We start from the raw sequence: 15,594 nt of genomic DNA, 5'->3' as shown, positions 1-15,594 counted from the left end.
TTTGTCTGCTTTCTTCCTGATTATACTCTCCCCGTAGTAACAAAAGAGGGATGATACCAATTTGAAAAAAGAATGCGACAGATGTACAGACCCAAATGCTTGCCCTGTCTTGATTCTTAATTTTGAATTTTGAATTTTGAATTGGTATGAGGTATACAATTTTGATTTCCTACCTTCCCCAGCGATCATAAATTTATCTAGGCGATACTTAGCGCCATGAGATTTTCGGACATTTCAAAATTAGATGTCACATTTTGGACATCATCTAACCCTTCTAGAGTATCAATTAATTTGAGCAGCGATCGCGCCTGGTCTGGTTCAGTAACTTCTACATTATTACTGGGAATCCAACGCAACTCGGCATCTGTCACCTTAAAGCCTTGGTCTTTGAGTGTCTGATTGAGGGTTTCTAAATTTGCTACTTCTGTAAACACCTCGGCTGTCTCATCTTCTGTCATTTCGTAAGATTCAGCACCGCCATCTAAGGATGCTTCTAAAAGCTGGTCTTCATCTACAACACTTTGGATAATACAAACACCTTTTTGGTCAAACATCCAGCTAACACAGCCAGTTTCACCAAGATTGCCACCATTTTTACTAAAAGCTACTCGTAAATCAGCAGCTGTACGATTGCGGTTATCGGTCAAGGCTTCAATTAAAATCGCTACACCCCCAGGGCCATAACCTTCGTAACGAATTTCCTCTAAACTAGCGTTATCGCCGCCAAATGTACCTGCACCTTTAGCGATCGCCCGTTCTATATTATCGTTAGGAATACCAGCCGCTTTTGCTTTATCGATGGCGGTACGGAGTTGAAAATTTCCGGATGGGTCTGGAATCCCGCTTCTAGCTGCCAAAATAATTGCCCTCGATAGCTGAGTAAAGGTCTTACCCTTCTTGGCATCTACTACCGCTTTTTGGCGCTTAATGTTTGCCCATTTACTATGTCCTGCCATAATCTAAAGCTAATAAATCTCTCTTCCAAAGTTAATGGTTAATGGTCAATAGTCATTAGTCAATAGTCCCTAACTCTGTCCATGAAAGTTAAAAAATTGATTAATCTGTTTTATCAAAACTGTACGCGGTTTTTTTTCGCCTCTGATGATTCTAGGGTAAAAAGAAAAAATTGGCGATTTTACCGATATCGTTGGCTATCGCTGTTTCTAGTAGGAATATTGGTTACCAGTGGATGTCAGGTAATCCAAAATGGCATGAAGGCAGATAAAGTCATTCATTTAACTTTATGGCATGGGGTGAATCCGCCACCTAATCGGGACGTATTTCAAAAGCTGGTAGATAAGTTTAACCAAAGCCATACAGATATTCAGGTAGATGCGATTTACGCTGGTCAACAAGACCAACAAATGCCGAAAATTTTGGCAGCTGTTGTAGGTAATGCGTCCCCAGATATTTTGTGGTACAACCCAGCAACTACAGGGCAACTAGTAGAACTAAATGCCTTGGTTCCTTTGGACGAAATGTTGGCAAGTTCACCAATTAAGGATGAAATTGACCCCAGCTTATACCCAGCTTTGACATACCAAGGGAAAACTTGGGCAGTACCTTTTGCTACAAATAATGTTGGCGTTTTTTATCGTCCAAGTTTGTTTAAAGCGGCAGGAATCACTCAATTACCCAAGACTTGGGCAGAGTTTCGGAAAGTTGCCAAAAAATTAACCCGTGATACTAACGGTGATGGACGAATTGATCAACACGGGATGGTGCTACCTTTAGGCAAAGGTGAGTTTACAGTTTTTACTTGGCTACCATTTATGTGGAGTGGTGGCGGCGAGTTGGTAAGTAAAGATTTACAGAATGCGGCTGGTGTCACTTTAGAAAATAATTCTGGGGCGATCGCTGCTTTACAATTGTGGAGTGATTTAATAACAGATGGTTCGGCTGTGTTATCAGGCCCAGAAAGAGGTTATGAAACCAACGATTTGCTAGCAGGTAAAGTGGCGATGCAATTAACCGGGCCTTGGACTTTAGGTGAGTTTCAAGCTAGTGGGGTTGATTTTGATGTATTCCCTATTCCGGTGGGGCAAAGACCTGCTACTGTCATTGGTGGCGAAAACCTTTATATTTTTAAATCTCAACCAGAAAGAGAAAAGGCAGCTTTTAAATTTCTTGAATATGCGGCTGGTGAGGAATTTCAAACAGAGTTGGCACTGGGAACCGGTTATTTACCAATCAATTTAAAATCCCGCGAAAGTGCAAAATATCAGGCATTTGTGAAAAAAGTACCCCAAGCAAAGGTATTTTTAGAACAGGCTAAATATGCGCGATCGCGTCCTACTTTCCCCGGTTATAATCGGATCTCTGATAGTGTAGGTCGGGCAGTAGAAGCTGTATTGATGGGTAAGAGTTCCCCAGCCGATGCCCTCAAAGCTAGTCAGCAACGCTTAGATTTAATTTTCAAATAAGGGAAAAACAAAAAATAAATTACCCGAAATTGATGTTTTGGTAGGGTGCGTCGATGTCATACAACCTAACTATATTCAGAAATTATTCATACTGACACACCCTACATTTTGGATATTTTTATTTCAATTACCAATCACACGTTATACCAATTCAATGAATGATTACAACACATCATTGGGTGAAGAAGACGCGATAAATCGCGTCTCTACAAATGGTTGATTTGTCGTATTCTTTTTTCAAATTGGTATTACCAATATACGATTTGACAATCAACAACATACTCTATTGCCAAATCACCAATTCATTGTGGTATAAAAAGTAATTGCTGCTTTACTTTTCAGCTAAAAATACCTGATGCCAAAATTTCAGGCTTTTTTACCTCAATGCTGACATAACAGGGCAATACTACTACCGCAATGACTACTCAAAACTTTCCTTTTAGTTTAGCTTTAGTTTCTATAATTTCTCTAGCTGTACTCAATTTTAGAAGTACTGAGCCTATAGTACCTATTTTAGGATTTCACGGCATTTTAGATACGAAAAGTAATAAGACTATATCAGCTTTATCTCCAGAGGAGATGCACTACTCAAAACAGGAGTTAGAAAAACTTTTAGAGTCTTTAATTATTAACAACTATTGGTTTTTAAGCACAGAAGATTTATATAATTTTCATTTAAATAAATCCCAGGAAATTCCGGCAGAACATCGGCGAAAAAAGCCGATCATGTTGACATTTGATGATGGATATAAATCAGTACATACCAAGCTATTACCTATTTTATATAAGCTAGAAAAAAAATATGGAATAAAGGTCAAAATAGTCTTATTTATTAATCCCAGTCGTTTATCTCAAAAGGCAAGTAGTAGTAAAACTCATTTGAGTTGCCAAGAAATCAGGGAAGGTTTACAAAAAGGGTTTTATGATATTCAATCTCACGGATTAAATCACAAGGATTTAACGAAATTGTCCCGGCGAGAACTGGTGCATGAACTTTTAAAATCTAGAAGTATCCTCAGAAAATGTACACAAGATTTAGATCCAGAACAAAAGGTAGCATCTCATTTTGCTTATCCTTATGGAGCTTATAATAAACAGGTAGAGTTATATGTTTCTAGATATTATTTATCCGGGTATTTATATAATGACGAAACTTTAAATTACACTTGTAAACATAATTCTTATGCAATTCCTCGATTAATTGTTAATTACACGAAATCACCTGAACAAATTATCAAGATGGTTGAAAACTTAGACCCAATCAGCAATGAGGCGTGTCAGCAAGGGATTAGGAACTTACCTTAGCCATGTATATACATTAATCCTCATTAGTTTTTACCTCTTTCCATGTATATACATAATTTAAGGCTGAGGAGTAGCCAACCGTAGGTGATTACGAGTTAGTCCGATTACCTGAAAAACCTTCACGGGCAAAGATTTCAATCATTTCACTGCGAGTCAAATTATTTTTCTCTGCTAATTCTGCCAATTGTTCCCAGGCTGTATTCGTCAATCTTATAGACCTTAACTGTTTGGGTTCTGAAGCGTAGTCCATCTGGAATTTACCCGAAGCTGTACGCCTGCGCCTTGGGGATTTCTGCCTTGTACCAGAATACTGATTAGTAGAAGTATTTTGAGAAAGATTAATAGTGATTAAATTAATCAGATTGTCAATCAGGCGATCGCTCTCCATTGGCAAGATATCCTGACTATGGAGCATATATTGAAGAATTATAAAATGTACTACTGTACCAAGAAAAATACGTGCTGCTACCTCTGGATCAGGTAATTTTAGTTCTGAATGCTCTGTAAAATATTCACTTAGCCTCTGTAGAGCTTGTTTATCTATGTTGCAGACAAAGGTTTTTGCTAAGGATGGAAACCGCCCAGATTCGCCGATAATTAGCCTGACTAAACTCAAAAACTCTGGTTCTTGCTCTACTTGATTGAAAATATTTGTTGCTAAACGGCGTAGAACAATATGGGGTTCTCCTTGCAAAAGCTCAGGATTGTGCATTAAAAAACATTTTTCCTGGGCTAGTTTTTCAATCAAAGCAGCAAATAATCCTTCTTTGTCTTGAAAGTAGCTGTAGACAGTGGTTTTCGAGACTCCGGCTGCGGCTGTCACTCTATCCATTGTTGTGGCTGCATATCCGTGGGTCAAAAATTCTTGCATCGCACCGTTGAGAATTGCATCAACCTTTTCTGCTGACGGCAAGCGGTCGGCATGATTAGTTTCTATATGTGCCTTTTTCTTACTCATATTTTTATATTTTCGCTAAATAAACTAGCTTAGATCGATAAGTGAACCTAATTGTGGAGATTCCTGCGGTAATGATTCATTTTCTGCCCATAAACCCTTGACAATATTGTAATGTACGGTTTAGTTTAATTGTAGATTACTAAACTAAACAGTTTATTTAGCGTCCTAAACAAAAGAGGGGCTTATGGTACGCGAGGTAGCAGATCAAGGTTCCATATTCTTCAAGCGTAACTCCCGACAATTGCTCATTTTGGCGACAGCCACAGGTTTGGCGATCGCTGGCGTAAAGGGTTATAGTTCACTCCAAACTCAAGCACAGCCATCTCCTGTAACTCTAACTCCCCAAGTCAGCACACCGCAGATAAAAACGGTAACAGCATTGGGCAGACTAGAACCAAAGGGTGAAGTCATTAAACTTTCCGCACCTTCATCACCTGGACAAGGAAGTCGAGTAGAGAAACTGTTAGTTAAAGAAGGGGATAAGGTAAAAGCTGGACAAGTAATTGCTATTTTAGATAACCGCGATCGCCTAGAGGCAGCTTACCAAGAAGCCCAAGAAGCGGTGAAAGTCGCCCAAGTCAACTTAGAGAAAATCCGAGAAGGGGCAAAAGTTGGGGAGATAGAAGCCCAGAGAGCCGAAATTGCCCGTGTCCAGGCACAGACAACAGGTGATGAGAGAGAACAACAAGAAACCGTAGCCAGATTAGAAGCCCAATGGCAAGGTGAGAAATCAGCCCAACAAGCGACGGTTAAGAGATTAGACGCAGAACTGAAAAACGCTCAAAGTGAGTGGGAACGCTATCAAAAGCTTTATGCTGACGGCGCAATTTCCCAATCTTCTTATGATAGTAAGCGTTTGAGTCTAGATACCATCACCCAGCAGTTAAGTGAAGCGCAAGCCAACCTACAAAGAATTGATACTACTGGACGCAAGCAAATCAGCGAAGCGAAAACAGCCCTATCTCGAATCAAGGCCACAGGTAGCAAACAAATCAGTGCCGCCGCCGCCACCTTAAATAAAATTGCGGAAGTGCGCCCCATAGATATACAAGCAGCCAAGGTAGAGGTAGACCGCGCTTTAGCAGCAGCAAAACAGGCAAAGGCTAACTTAGATCAAGTTTATGTGCGATCGCCCCAAGATGGCGTGATATTTGACATTTATACCCATGCTGGCGAAGTTGTATCCACTGATGGCATCGTCGAAATTGGGCGAATCGACCAGATGTATGCAGTTGTCGAAGTTTACCAAAGCGATGTCAACAAAGTCCGCACAGGACAAAAAGTGGAGATATCAAGTAAATCTCTCTCAGGCAAATTGCGAGGTACAGTAGACCAAATTGGCTGGAAAGTCCAACGTCAGAACATTATCAACAGCGACCCCAGTGAAAATATTGATTCACGCGTCGTAGAAGTTCATGTGCAACTAGATGAAGCCTCAAGCCAAAAAGCTGCCAAATTCACTAACTTACAAGTCACAGCAGTAATTGAACTATAAGGCTGTTGACCAACGACTAATGACTAATGACTAATGACTATTGACTATTGACTAATAACTAAATATGACTGGATTCATTCAAGAACTACAACGACGCACGCCTTTGGGGTGGCTACAACTGAGTCATTATAAAAGCCGCCTCTTGGTCGCTTTATCTGGTATCGCCTTTGCCGATGTCCTCATGTTCATGCAGTTGGGCTTTCAAAATGCCTTGTATGACAGTAACACCCGCCTCAATCGGGCAGTGCTTGCAGACATCGTTTTAATCAGTCCTCAAAGCCGAAATATGCAGAACTTGGCTACCTTCTCCCGGCGGCGGCTGTTGCAAGCTGCGGATGTTCCCGGCGTGAAGTCAGCAGAAGCCATGTATATCGGTTTAGTCACCTGGAAAAATCCCCAAACTCGCCGTAAAACTTCAGTACAAGCAATTGGGTTTAATCCTGAGCAACCTGCTTTGAATATCCCAGAAGTTAACAATCAGCTAGATAAGATTAAGTTACCAGATAACTTCATTTTTGACCGCGCAGCTAGGGGTGAATACAACAAAGTTTTTAGTCAGATTAGTGCGGGGGAAAGTGTCACTACAGAAGTAGATAAAAGAACTATTTCGATTAGTGGGACATTTAAACTAGGTGCTTCCTTTGGTGCTGACGGTACTTTAATTTCTAGTGATGAAAACTTCCTACGTTTGTTTCCTCGCAGACTAGCAGGAAGTATCAATCTAGGCTTAGTTAATGTTCAACCCGGTTATGATCCAAAACAAGTAGCCGAAGCACTCAAGTCTTACCTCCCAAATGATGATGTCAAAGTATTGACTCGTGCTGAATACGTCAAAATGGAGGAAGACTACTGGAAAACAAGCAGCCCTATCGGCTTCATTTTCAGTTTAGGCGTATCAATGGGATTTATGGTTGGTGTGATTATTGTTTATCAAGTACTTTCCACTGACGTAAATGCCCACCTCAAAGAATATGCCACATTTAAAGCGATGGGATATGGCAATTCTTATTTATTAGGCGTAATTTTTGAAGAGGCTTTAATTTTAGCAGTCTTGGGTTTTATTCCAGGGTTTATAGTTCCCTTGGGGCTTTATCGATTAGCCGCAAATGCCACAAATTTACCCATATTCATGACAGCAGTTAGAGCCTTATTAGTCTTATTATTAACCATAATCATGTGTATCTTTTCCGGGGCTATAGCCACACGTAGATTACAATCTGCTGACCCAGCCGATATGTTTTGAGACAACTTATGCAAACCGTTAACACTTCAGAACCTGTGATTTCTATTCAAAATCTTGACCATTACTTTGGTAGTGGACAACTCCGCAAACAGGTTTTATTTAATATCAACCTCGAAATTAATGCAGGCGAAATTGTGATTATGACAGGGCCTTCCGGTTCTGGAAAAACTACCCTACTAACTTTAGTTGGTGGTTTGCGTTCCGCCCAGTCTGGTAATTTGCGGATTTTAGGTAGTGAACTCTGCGGTGCTAGTAGTAAACAATTAACTCAAGCAAGACGCAACAATGGTTATATATTCCAAGCGCATAACCTACACGGTAGCCTAACAGCACTGCAAAATGTGCGTATGGGTTTGGAATTGCAACCAGGAATTCCCACCCAAGAAATGCTAACTCGCTCAACAGAAATGTTAGAGGAAGTCGGCTTAGGAAATCGGCTGAATTATTACCCAGATAACTTATCGGGAGGACAAAAACAAAGAGTGGCGATCGCCCGTGCTTTAGTCAGTCAGCCTAAAATAGTCTTGGCCGATGAACCAACCGCAGCCCTCGATAAACAATCAGGGCGGGATGTCGTAGAATTAATGCAAAAACTAGCCAAAGAGCATCATTGTACAATTTTGCTAGTCACCCACGACAACCGCATTCTAGACATAGCAGATCGCATTGTGTACATGGAAGATGGTCATCTTGTCAAGGATGCGGTGAGTGTCAATAAATGATGTAGAGACTTTGCATGCAACGTCTCTACAGTCCAGAATAAAGCAAATCTTCATTAAGAAACGGTATCAACATTCAAAAATTCTAAATACCCATTACTCAATTCTTTGACGGCTAAATCATAAAATTGCTTACCATGTTCTGGTGTTGCTAAAGCGGGATTAGAACCCATCCTTCCATCTGGGTAATGTTGGCGAAAATCGGTAGCACTGTAAATTCTATATCCTCTGGCTACTTCTGGTGAAAGCGGTGCTTGCTTAATCGCTTCTGGGTAGACATATTGAGTTACGGCTACTTCACTAGGGGTAGCATGAGAACCTTCTTGATCACCATACAATTCTTTGGCAAGCTGGTACACAGAACCGCACATAAACCAGTTAGCGACTTGACATTGTACTTTATGGGCTGAGGGAATCTGCAAGTCTTCCAAATATACGTATGTTTCCGAAAATGCGGCTTTGAGGGTGGCGATATTACCACCATGTCCGTTAATAAAGTAAAACTTTGTGAAACCAGCCTTGGCCAGACTGGTTACATAGTCCCGCACAAGTAGAATCAAAGTACTGGGACGCAAACTAATCGTACCGGGAAAAGCTGCATGGTGTAGAGCCATCCCCACATTGATTGTAGGCGCAACGATCGCCCCAGTTGCTTCACCCACACCACGAGCGATCGCTTCTGCACAAATCGCATCTGTACCAATTAATCCCGTCGGCCCATGCTGTTCAGTCGAACCAATCGGGAGAATAATCCCTGTGGATTTTTGCAAGTAGGTTTCAACTTCCTGCCATGTGCTTAAACTTAGTAACATTTTCACTCACTTTGCAGTACTAGTTTATACAAATACCTGGGGAGTAAAGTTGCCGTGAAGACCATAGGGTACATGATGCTGGAGATGTAGCCTAGCGATCGCCCCTTTAGTAAAATCACTAGCATCTAAAATTACCACATCTGAACGGTGATGAGCCGCATCATAAACTAAAGCCAGTACCCAACCATCATCCTCTTTTTCTGAGCCTGGACGAGGAACAAAAATCGGCTCACCCGTAAAACCGCGAGGTGCTGCACTCCATATCTGTTTTTCTCCAGACTCTAAATCTATTTTAAATAATGCTTGCAATGGTGCATTACCACTTTCCCTATGAGCCGCACCCATATACAAGTATCGATAAGAACGCCCTACATTACGGGGATGAATTGCGGGAAACTCACAACAACGAGATTCAATTAATTTTTTTTGTACTGTCCCATCCTTGAGATTAAGGTAAAAACGCCATAGTTGACCAGGTGCGATCGCCTCAAAATCCACTTGGCGAAAATCACTTTCTGGCTCTACTTCTGGTAGAGAGTCATAACAAATTGAGTCTACAAGAATTTCATCTCCCACACCAAAAGCATTAACGTGATGGAAAATAAAACCTGAACGCACTTCTAAAGTTTTGATTTCTGCTTGTCCTGACTGAGGAAAGCGAGGAATGATAATAATCCGCGTTGGCTGATTTGGTTGTACTTGAATACATTCCCCAGCGCCACGTAATCCTAAAACGAAAGGTATCGGGTTAAAGCTAACAGGATTTTGAAAGAAGATGCAGTGATTAGGTGTAATTACAAAATCGTGAATAAAACAAAACCCAGGTACATTGTGAGCGTGCTTTCTGACAACTTCGCCTGCTAGATTTAACTCAAAAATCGTAATTGTCGTAGATAAGCCGGGTTTAACTGAAAAATTGACTAGGCAAGGTGCGCCGTTATCCTGCTCACAACTGGGGTCAAATCGGGGATGAGCGCTAAAAGCTTCACCCACTGACAAAACATCATCAAAATATTCTTTACCCAATGTCTCTAACGTTTTGGGATCGAGGCGATGGGGTTCCGCCGCCTCCCACAATGCTAAAAGTTTATTACCCCAATAGATAACATTAGTGTTAGCAATATTCTTCAGCTTGAAATCGAATATATTAGCTAACCAACCACCAGGTTTTTGAGTCCCGAAAACTCCCCGATGCAGAATTTTACCAGCATTTTTTTCTGCCAAATACCCTGCTGTTTTGACGAAACTATTACGGTAATGAGCGCGACCATTGACAAAGCTAATACGGCTAATCATGCCATCGCCGTCAAAGGGGTGATGAATACTTTGTCCTTTTATATCTAGTAATCCTGGCCCGTTTCTAAACAATGTACCTTGCAGTTCGGGAGGAATTTTCCCTTCTACATCATCAATCCAATAATCAAACTCTTGTGTTAGAGATTTATATCCTCCCTGCCAGTCTTCACGAGTATATGATTTTTCTGAAGTTTCTTTTTGTTGATATTTGTAACTCTGCATATTAATAATTCAAAATTCAAAATTTAAAATTCAAAACATTTTCAGTTGGGGATTTAAACCCCAACTGTATACTACTTATAGACCAATACAGTTCAGTTAAGGCAACAACTTAGACTGGTTTAGGTTAGGTGGAGGAACGGAACCCAACATTCTCAAGACTTTGTTGGGTTCTGCTATCGCTCCACCCAAATTACTATTCTCTTAACTGAACCGTATTGACTTATAGACGTAGGAGTCTTAAACCCTTTTATTTACGATAAAGGATTATTTTGCGTGGCTTTATTCAACTATTTTCGGTTCTGGGTTCTGCTTCTCGCAACCTTAATTCAGGAACTAAATTAGACACTTGACTATTAGCTGAAGCTGGTGCTAATGCCTGGGTTTCTATTTCTGCATCATCGGCTGGTAGCCAGTTGAGAAACGGCAATGGCAATAGTGTACTCAAGTTAGTGATTAATACCAAAAGCCAAAGTAAATCAAAGTTAGTTTCAGTAATTCCTAGCCAGTGCATGATGATAGCTCCCACTTCGTAAGAAACCATGCCGGCTAAATTAAAGACTGACATCAATAAGGCAAATAATGTGGCTTCTACACCAGGGGGGCAAAGTCTGGCAGAAAGTACCAAAACTGGCATATAGGCAATTTGTCCCATCACTGTGAGAATGAGGCTATCACCCAAACTAAACCAACGGTCATCTATACCCAAAGCCCGATTTGTGTGGGTCACTAGCAATAGCATGGTCATACCCAAAACTGCGGAAATGACCGTACTCCAACCAAAAATTAGCCGGAAGGAGACACTTTTTAAGAAACGTTGAAAAATCCAAACACCAATTAAAGATGCCAGACTCGTCACTAAACGCACTCGCCCTAGAAACTCTGGTTCAAAGTGGAGTTCATTGGTACTGAAGAAGAAAAAGGCTGAGTCAGCAGTTGGGGTGGCTTGCCAAATAAACACGAAGGCGGTGGGCAGCCAGATACTTTTTTGCGTGAATGCTTGGCGTAGTTGCTGTAGTTGGTGCTTGACACTGAGGAGGTTAGTATTATCACTCCCGTCTTTACTAACAGGAGACTCAGCAATCAACCAAGCGACCCCTGAGACAATGAGAGGAAATGAGGCTGTAATCAGAAATACGGTACGGGTAGTGAAATGCTCCAGTAGCAACCCACTAAAGTAGGCAGTAATCAAACCGCCAAAGGCAGAAGCTCCCCAACATAGTGCTTGTAGTGAACCAACATGAGACACTGATTCTTCTCTGGCGCGTTCCACAACCAGGGAGTCAACTATCACATCACTCACAGCGACAGATAGAGAACCAAGGGCGATCGCTACGGTAGCTGCCCAGCTAGTATGAACTATTGTGGCCAAACTGATCCAAGAAATTGCTCCCAGTATTCCTGATAACACTAGGTATGGTCGGCGACGGTAGCCGAATATCGGTAAGCCGTCTGAAACAAAGCCAAATAATGGCTTAACCATCCAAGGTAAGGCCACAATTCCCATTAATGCCGATACCTGAACAGGACTTAACAACAATTCATCTTTGAGAAAAAAGCTGACGGCTAGACGCGCCAGGCCTAAAATCCCTTGGACAAAATAGACGCTAAGGATGGCAATTAATTCGGCACTAGGTTCATTACCGAAGAAAATTTGTTTTCTTACTGAGTCTTTGACCTTGGACAAGCCAGAGGAGTCAATCAGCATTTGATGAATATTCTTTAAGTTTTATCGACTTTTCTATCATATCCGTTTCTGAAATGTAGGGATTGGGGATTAGGGACTGGAGACTGGGGAAAAAGCAAAATTTTTGTGGGAAATTCCTTGTAGTCTCACCTCTAGAACCTAACCCCAATGATCGTTTCCTCTTCCTAAAGCTATGGCGGCATTCTGTCCACCAAAGCCAAAACTCAGACACAAAACCTGTTGAATTTGGCTGTGTTGTGCTGTTTTTACTATATTCAAATCGAATTCTGGTTCCTGTAATCCCACACAGGGAGGTAATATTTTTTGCTCTAAAGCTAGAAGTGAAAACGCCACTCCTAACACGCCTGATGCGCCTAAAGTGTGGCCTGTACTGCCTTTGGTAGAACTAACTGCTACTTTTGGGGGAAATAAATGTTTAATTACTTGACTTTCTATTCGGTCATTCAGCTGAGTAGCCGTACCATGAGCATGAATGTAATCAATATCAGTCGGTGTTAGCTGACTCCGCACTAAACATTGCTCAATGGCTGCGATCGCACCCTTACCCTCAGGATCTAATTGGTTACTATGGTAGGCATCATTTGTCAAGCCAAAACCCAAAATTTGACCATAAATCCTGGCTTGGCGTTTTTCAGCTAATTGTCTGGATTCCAAGACAAATACAGCAGCCCCTTCACCTAAAACTAAACCTTCACGCTGCAAATCAAAAGGGTAAGCTCCGGTTTTGGCTAAAGCTCCCATTTGTTGAAACCCTGACAAAGTTAAGGGTGTAATTGCTGCTTCTGTAGCTCCAGCAATGACGCGTTGATATTGCCCTGTTTGGATGAGAATTGCGGCTTGAGCGATCGCCCAAATTCCGGTAGCACAAGCCGCCATCGGTGCTGTAACTGCCCCTGTAGCCCCAATTTGTCTGGCGGTAGCCATCGCGTTCATGTGGGGTAAAGTATCTAACCAATCCTCTAATCTTTCTGCGTTATCAAATGAATTATCACCAGCATATATTTGCTGTGCTAGTTTTTCCCAGGATGCTTGATAACCGCGACTAGAGCCGATAACTACAGCACAATCAGTTAAAGGTGGTACTAACCCAGCATCTTTAATTGCCGCATCCACCACCACCTGAGTCAAGCTTGCCAAACTAGTCGGCTGTTGACAAATTAAGCCTAGAGGTAGAGGCGGTAACTCTGGAAATGGTTGATGCCATGTTATTCCAGACTTACCTGCAATTAAACTTTGCCAACTCTCCTCTAGGCTCGTACCCAAGGCTGAAACTAGCCCAATACCAGTGATAACAACTTCCATCATGTGAGATTTTGGATTAGAGATGAGGGACTAAAGAGAAGGACAATGATTACTCTACTCCCCATCACTAGTACCCAATCCCTAATCCCCAAACCTATTGAGGAACTTTCAAGTTCTCTGCACCTTGAGTAACTTTAGCTGAATCGATGCGATCGCCTTGCTGAATTTTGTTCACTACGTCAAAGCCTTGAGTAACTTGACCAAATACAGCATAGTTACCGTCGAGGAATCCCAAATCAGCTAGAGCAAAATAAAACTGTGAAGATGCCGAATCTGGTTGTTGCGATCGCGCCATTGCGACCGCCCCTTGTTTATGCTGTAACTCAGGTGCTACCGTCACTCTAGCAGACTCGAAAGTTTTGCCATAAAGTGGTTCTGCCTCTCCTTTGGGTTTAATTTCCAAGGGAATGCGGCGTTCAGTGCCTGTTTTTGGGTCAATGTAGCCACCAGTTCCCCAGAGTTGTTGGGAACTTTTTGGGTCTTTACTTTGAGGATCGCCGCCTTGCACTACAAAGGGTTGAGGCTGACGGACAACTCGGTGGAAAACTGTGTTATCGTAAACACCTTTTTGAACTAAATCAATGAAATTGCCAGCTGTGATGGGGGCATTTGTACCGTCTACCTCGACAGTAATTGGCGACCCTTTAACTGTAATTACCACAGTAGCTTTGCCTTCGAGGCGTGGTAAAGAATTTGTCATTCCCGAATTACTCTCACTATTTGTTTCAGACACAGATGTTGCTTCAGCAGTAGTGGTGGTTGTCTCAACTGCTGTAGACCCTGGAGAAGAGTTAAGGCTAACCTCCTGGGCAGAACAACCTCCCAAAATCAGGGAGCCGATTATCAAAAATGCAACCAAGAATTGTGAAAATTTTAACCGCATTGTCAGTTACTGGCTCAACCAATGTATATTAGCCTCTATCAACAATTCAAAATTCAAAATTCAAAATTCAAGATAAATAATTAACTAGAGGAATGGGCCGAGGGAACAGGATGTAGGAAGACAGGAGGAAACCTTTCTCTAAGTTTTCCCCTTGCTCCCCTGTTTCTTCATCTACCAAGCTTCGGAAAGCTAAAGCTACATCCAATCATTACCCTTAAAGACCTTCCAAAGGTACTCCTAAAAAGCGGGCTAACTGAGCGCCTTGAGTTTCTAATTCTGCCAAAGATAAAGGTTGACCAACTCTAGTCAACGGTATATCTCGACGACCTTTAACACGGAGATATAGGGCGCGGCGGGGGTTCAAGCCTTCCTTGATGTCTATACGTACAGACTGTATATCTTGTATACGGCTGCCAATTTCAATCTTACGGTTTTTACCAGGAAATCCCCAACGAAATATTTTAATATTCCCAGTTTCTCGATTGAAATCGTTGTAGCCGCCGCCTAAGTCCCAGAGGATAGCTAGCCACAAATACGACGCTAAAAGCAAGCCAGCAGTACCATATAGACCCATTACCAAACCTTGAGGTACAAATATCAGTTGAGTTGGGTCGGTAACTATGAGTAAATTAACTTTTAAGTAACTGGATATGCCTGCCAAAAGAAAGCCCGATGCTCCCAACGTCACAATACTTGCCCACCAGTAGTTACTGAACCGACGAGAACCGAGAACTTTTTGATGGAGGACGCTGGAAGCGGAACTGTCACCGTTAGGTGAATCACCTTTGTTAATTGTTGTTGATGCCGTCATGGAAATATCTTGGCCTGTGAGTTCTTCCCTTTTAAGAGTCTGCCACCTGAACAGGATGTCTTGCAAGCTCAAGAATTAGTTAGTTAAGGGTTAAAAGTTAAAGGTTAACTGTCAGCCGTCACTCATCCAATGTCAAGATTTCTGAGAAAAGTTGTGTCAGATTGTAAAATTTCTGATATTCATAGTATTTAATAGGTTCGTGTTTCATGGTTGATTCACATTAGATGGATTAAGCAAAAGCCGGACTAATATGGTAAGTTAAGAATCATTAAGTTACCACAAGCTAGGTGACTAGCTGATGGTGCGTGTAAAGACATATCTCTGAGAAAAGCCAATTTAACTAATTGGTAGCCTCTCAGGAACTCAGAAGTTTTAAGACAACTGAGAATGTCAAAAAAAACGTTATTTCCTCGCGGTAGT

The 15,594-nt window shown here is 41.6% G+C and carries 13 protein-coding genes; 5 read left to right on the top strand and 8 right to left on the bottom strand.

Going from position 1 to position 15,594, the window contains the following annotated elements; genetic code table 11:
- Positions 1 to 197: 197 nt before the first annotated feature.
- Entirely contained in the window at positions 198 to 956 is a 759-nt protein-coding gene (locus tag ACM5QX_RS16445; RefSeq protein WP_414754474.1) for a YebC/PmpR family DNA-binding transcriptional regulator, read from the bottom strand.
- An 81-nt stretch (positions 957 to 1,037) separates the two neighbouring features.
- On the opposite strand from ACM5QX_RS16445, the gene ACM5QX_RS16440 reads away from it, so the two are divergent.
- Positions 1,038 to 2,423 (top strand): ABC transporter substrate-binding protein, encoded by a 1,386-nt coding sequence (locus ACM5QX_RS16440; protein ID WP_414754473.1) that lies wholly within the window; start codon positions 1,038 to 1,040, stop codon positions 2,421 to 2,423.
- Positions 2,424 to 2,840: 417 nt separating this feature from the next.
- Complete coding sequence (locus ACM5QX_RS16435; RefSeq protein ID WP_414754472.1) at positions 2,841 to 3,728, top strand: polysaccharide deacetylase family protein; 888 nt, start codon at positions 2,841 to 2,843, stop codon at positions 3,726 to 3,728.
- A gap of 88 nt (positions 3,729 to 3,816) precedes the next feature.
- Here the strand turns inward: ACM5QX_RS16435 and ACM5QX_RS16430 are convergent, their stop codons facing one another.
- Positions 3,817 to 4,686, bottom strand: a complete 870-nt coding sequence (locus ACM5QX_RS16430; protein ID WP_414754471.1) for a TetR/AcrR family transcriptional regulator — start codon at positions 4,684 to 4,686, stop codon at positions 3,817 to 3,819.
- A gap of 184 nt (positions 4,687 to 4,870) precedes the next feature.
- Between ACM5QX_RS16430 and ACM5QX_RS16425 the strand changes: the two genes are divergently transcribed.
- The 3 genes from ACM5QX_RS16425 to ACM5QX_RS16415 all read left to right on the top strand — a co-directional run bounded on the left by ACM5QX_RS16425 (position 4,871) and on the right by ACM5QX_RS16415 (position 8,146).
- A complete protein-coding gene (locus tag ACM5QX_RS16425; protein ID WP_414754470.1) occupies positions 4,871 to 6,181 on the top strand; it encodes an ABC exporter membrane fusion protein in 1,311 nt (436 codons plus the stop codon).
- Between the two features lie 64 nt (positions 6,182 to 6,245).
- Positions 6,246 to 7,424, top strand: coding sequence for an ABC transporter permease DevC (devC, locus tag ACM5QX_RS16420; RefSeq protein ID WP_414754469.1), 1,179 nt, complete (start codon positions 6,246 to 6,248; stop codon positions 7,422 to 7,424).
- An 8-nt stretch (positions 7,425 to 7,432) separates the two neighbouring features.
- Positions 7,433 to 8,146 carry a DevA family ABC transporter ATP-binding protein gene (locus ACM5QX_RS16415; protein WP_414754468.1) on the top strand — a complete coding sequence of 238 codons (714 nt, stop codon included), beginning with the start codon at positions 7,433 to 7,435 and terminating at the stop codon, positions 8,144 to 8,146.
- A 53-nt stretch (positions 8,147 to 8,199) separates the two neighbouring features.
- Here ACM5QX_RS16415 and ACM5QX_RS16410 read toward each other — a convergent pair whose 3' ends face one another.
- The 6 genes from ACM5QX_RS16410 to ACM5QX_RS16385 form a co-directional block, all read right to left on the bottom strand.
- The gene (locus ACM5QX_RS16410; protein WP_414754467.1) at positions 8,200 to 8,955 is read right to left on the bottom strand and encodes a creatininase family protein; all 756 of its coding nucleotides are present in this window, start codon (positions 8,953 to 8,955) and stop codon (positions 8,200 to 8,202) included.
- Between the two features lie 24 nt (positions 8,956 to 8,979).
- Positions 8,980 to 10,473: a carotenoid oxygenase family protein gene (locus ACM5QX_RS16405; RefSeq protein ID WP_414754466.1), complete on the bottom strand. Its 1,494-nt coding sequence runs from the start codon at positions 10,471 to 10,473 to the stop codon at positions 8,980 to 8,982.
- A 283-nt stretch (positions 10,474 to 10,756) separates the two neighbouring features.
- Positions 10,757 to 12,178 carry a folate/biopterin family MFS transporter gene (locus ACM5QX_RS16400; RefSeq protein ID WP_414754465.1) on the bottom strand — a complete coding sequence of 474 codons (1,422 nt, stop codon included), beginning with the start codon at positions 12,176 to 12,178 and terminating at the stop codon, positions 10,757 to 10,759.
- A 138-nt stretch (positions 12,179 to 12,316) separates the two neighbouring features.
- Positions 12,317 to 13,480 (bottom strand): beta-ketoacyl-ACP synthase, encoded by a 1,164-nt coding sequence (locus ACM5QX_RS16395; protein ID WP_414754478.1) that lies wholly within the window; start codon positions 13,478 to 13,480, stop codon positions 12,317 to 12,319.
- 94 nt (positions 13,481 to 13,574) lie between these two features.
- Positions 13,575 to 14,363: a peptidylprolyl isomerase gene (locus tag ACM5QX_RS16390; RefSeq protein ID WP_414754464.1), complete on the bottom strand. Its 789-nt coding sequence runs from the start codon at positions 14,361 to 14,363 to the stop codon at positions 13,575 to 13,577.
- A 214-nt stretch (positions 14,364 to 14,577) separates the two neighbouring features.
- Positions 14,578 to 15,174, bottom strand: a complete 597-nt coding sequence (locus ACM5QX_RS16385) for a photosystem I assembly protein Ycf4 (protein WP_011318084.1) — start codon at positions 15,172 to 15,174, stop codon at positions 14,578 to 14,580.
- Positions 15,175 to 15,594: the final 420 nt, after the last annotated feature.

Source organism: Anabaena sp. CCY 9910 (assembly GCF_963920875.1).
GTDB classification, from domain to species: Bacteria; Cyanobacteriota; Cyanobacteriia; order Cyanobacteriales; family Nostocaceae; genus Trichormus; species Trichormus variabilis.
The sequence above is the reverse complement of the archived record's forward strand: the minus strand, read 5'-3'. Positions and strand labels throughout refer to the sequence as shown.

Bases quoted from the DNA above. Each gene is read 5' to 3' on its own strand.
- ACM5QX_RS16400 (WP_414754465.1), bottom strand. From the start codon at position 12,178: ATGCTGATTGACTCCTCTGGCTTGTCCAAGGTCAAAGACTCAGTAAGA.
- ACM5QX_RS16410 (WP_414754467.1), bottom strand. From the start codon at position 8,955: ATGTTACTAAGTTTAAGCACATGGCAGGAAGTTGAAACCTACTTGCAA.
- ACM5QX_RS16415 (WP_414754468.1), top strand. From the start codon at position 7,433: ATGCAAACCGTTAACACTTCAGAACCTGTGATTTCTATTCAAAATCTT.
- ACM5QX_RS16390 (WP_414754464.1), bottom strand. From the start codon at position 14,363: ATGCGGTTAAAATTTTCACAATTCTTGGTTGCATTTTTGATAATCGGC.
- ACM5QX_RS16425 (WP_414754470.1), top strand. From the start codon at position 4,871: ATGGTACGCGAGGTAGCAGATCAAGGTTCCATATTCTTCAAGCGTAAC.
- devC (WP_414754469.1), top strand. From the start codon at position 6,246: ATGACTGGATTCATTCAAGAACTACAACGACGCACGCCTTTGGGGTGG.
- ACM5QX_RS16445 (WP_414754474.1), bottom strand. From the start codon at position 956: ATGGCAGGACATAGTAAATGGGCAAACATTAAGCGCCAAAAAGCGGTA.
- ACM5QX_RS16430 (WP_414754471.1), bottom strand. From the start codon at position 4,686: ATGAGTAAGAAAAAGGCACATATAGAAACTAATCATGCCGACCGCTTG.
- ACM5QX_RS16385 (WP_011318084.1), bottom strand. From the start codon at position 15,174: ATGACGGCATCAACAACAATTAACAAAGGTGATTCACCTAACGGTGAC.
- ACM5QX_RS16405 (WP_414754466.1), bottom strand. From the start codon at position 10,473: ATGCAGAGTTACAAATATCAACAAAAAGAAACTTCAGAAAAATCATAT.
- ACM5QX_RS16435 (WP_414754472.1), top strand. From the start codon at position 2,841: ATGACTACTCAAAACTTTCCTTTTAGTTTAGCTTTAGTTTCTATAATT.
- ACM5QX_RS16440 (WP_414754473.1), top strand. From the start codon at position 1,038: ATGAAAGTTAAAAAATTGATTAATCTGTTTTATCAAAACTGTACGCGG.
- ACM5QX_RS16395 (WP_414754478.1), bottom strand. From the start codon at position 13,480: ATGGAAGTTGTTATCACTGGTATTGGGCTAGTTTCAGCCTTGGGTACG.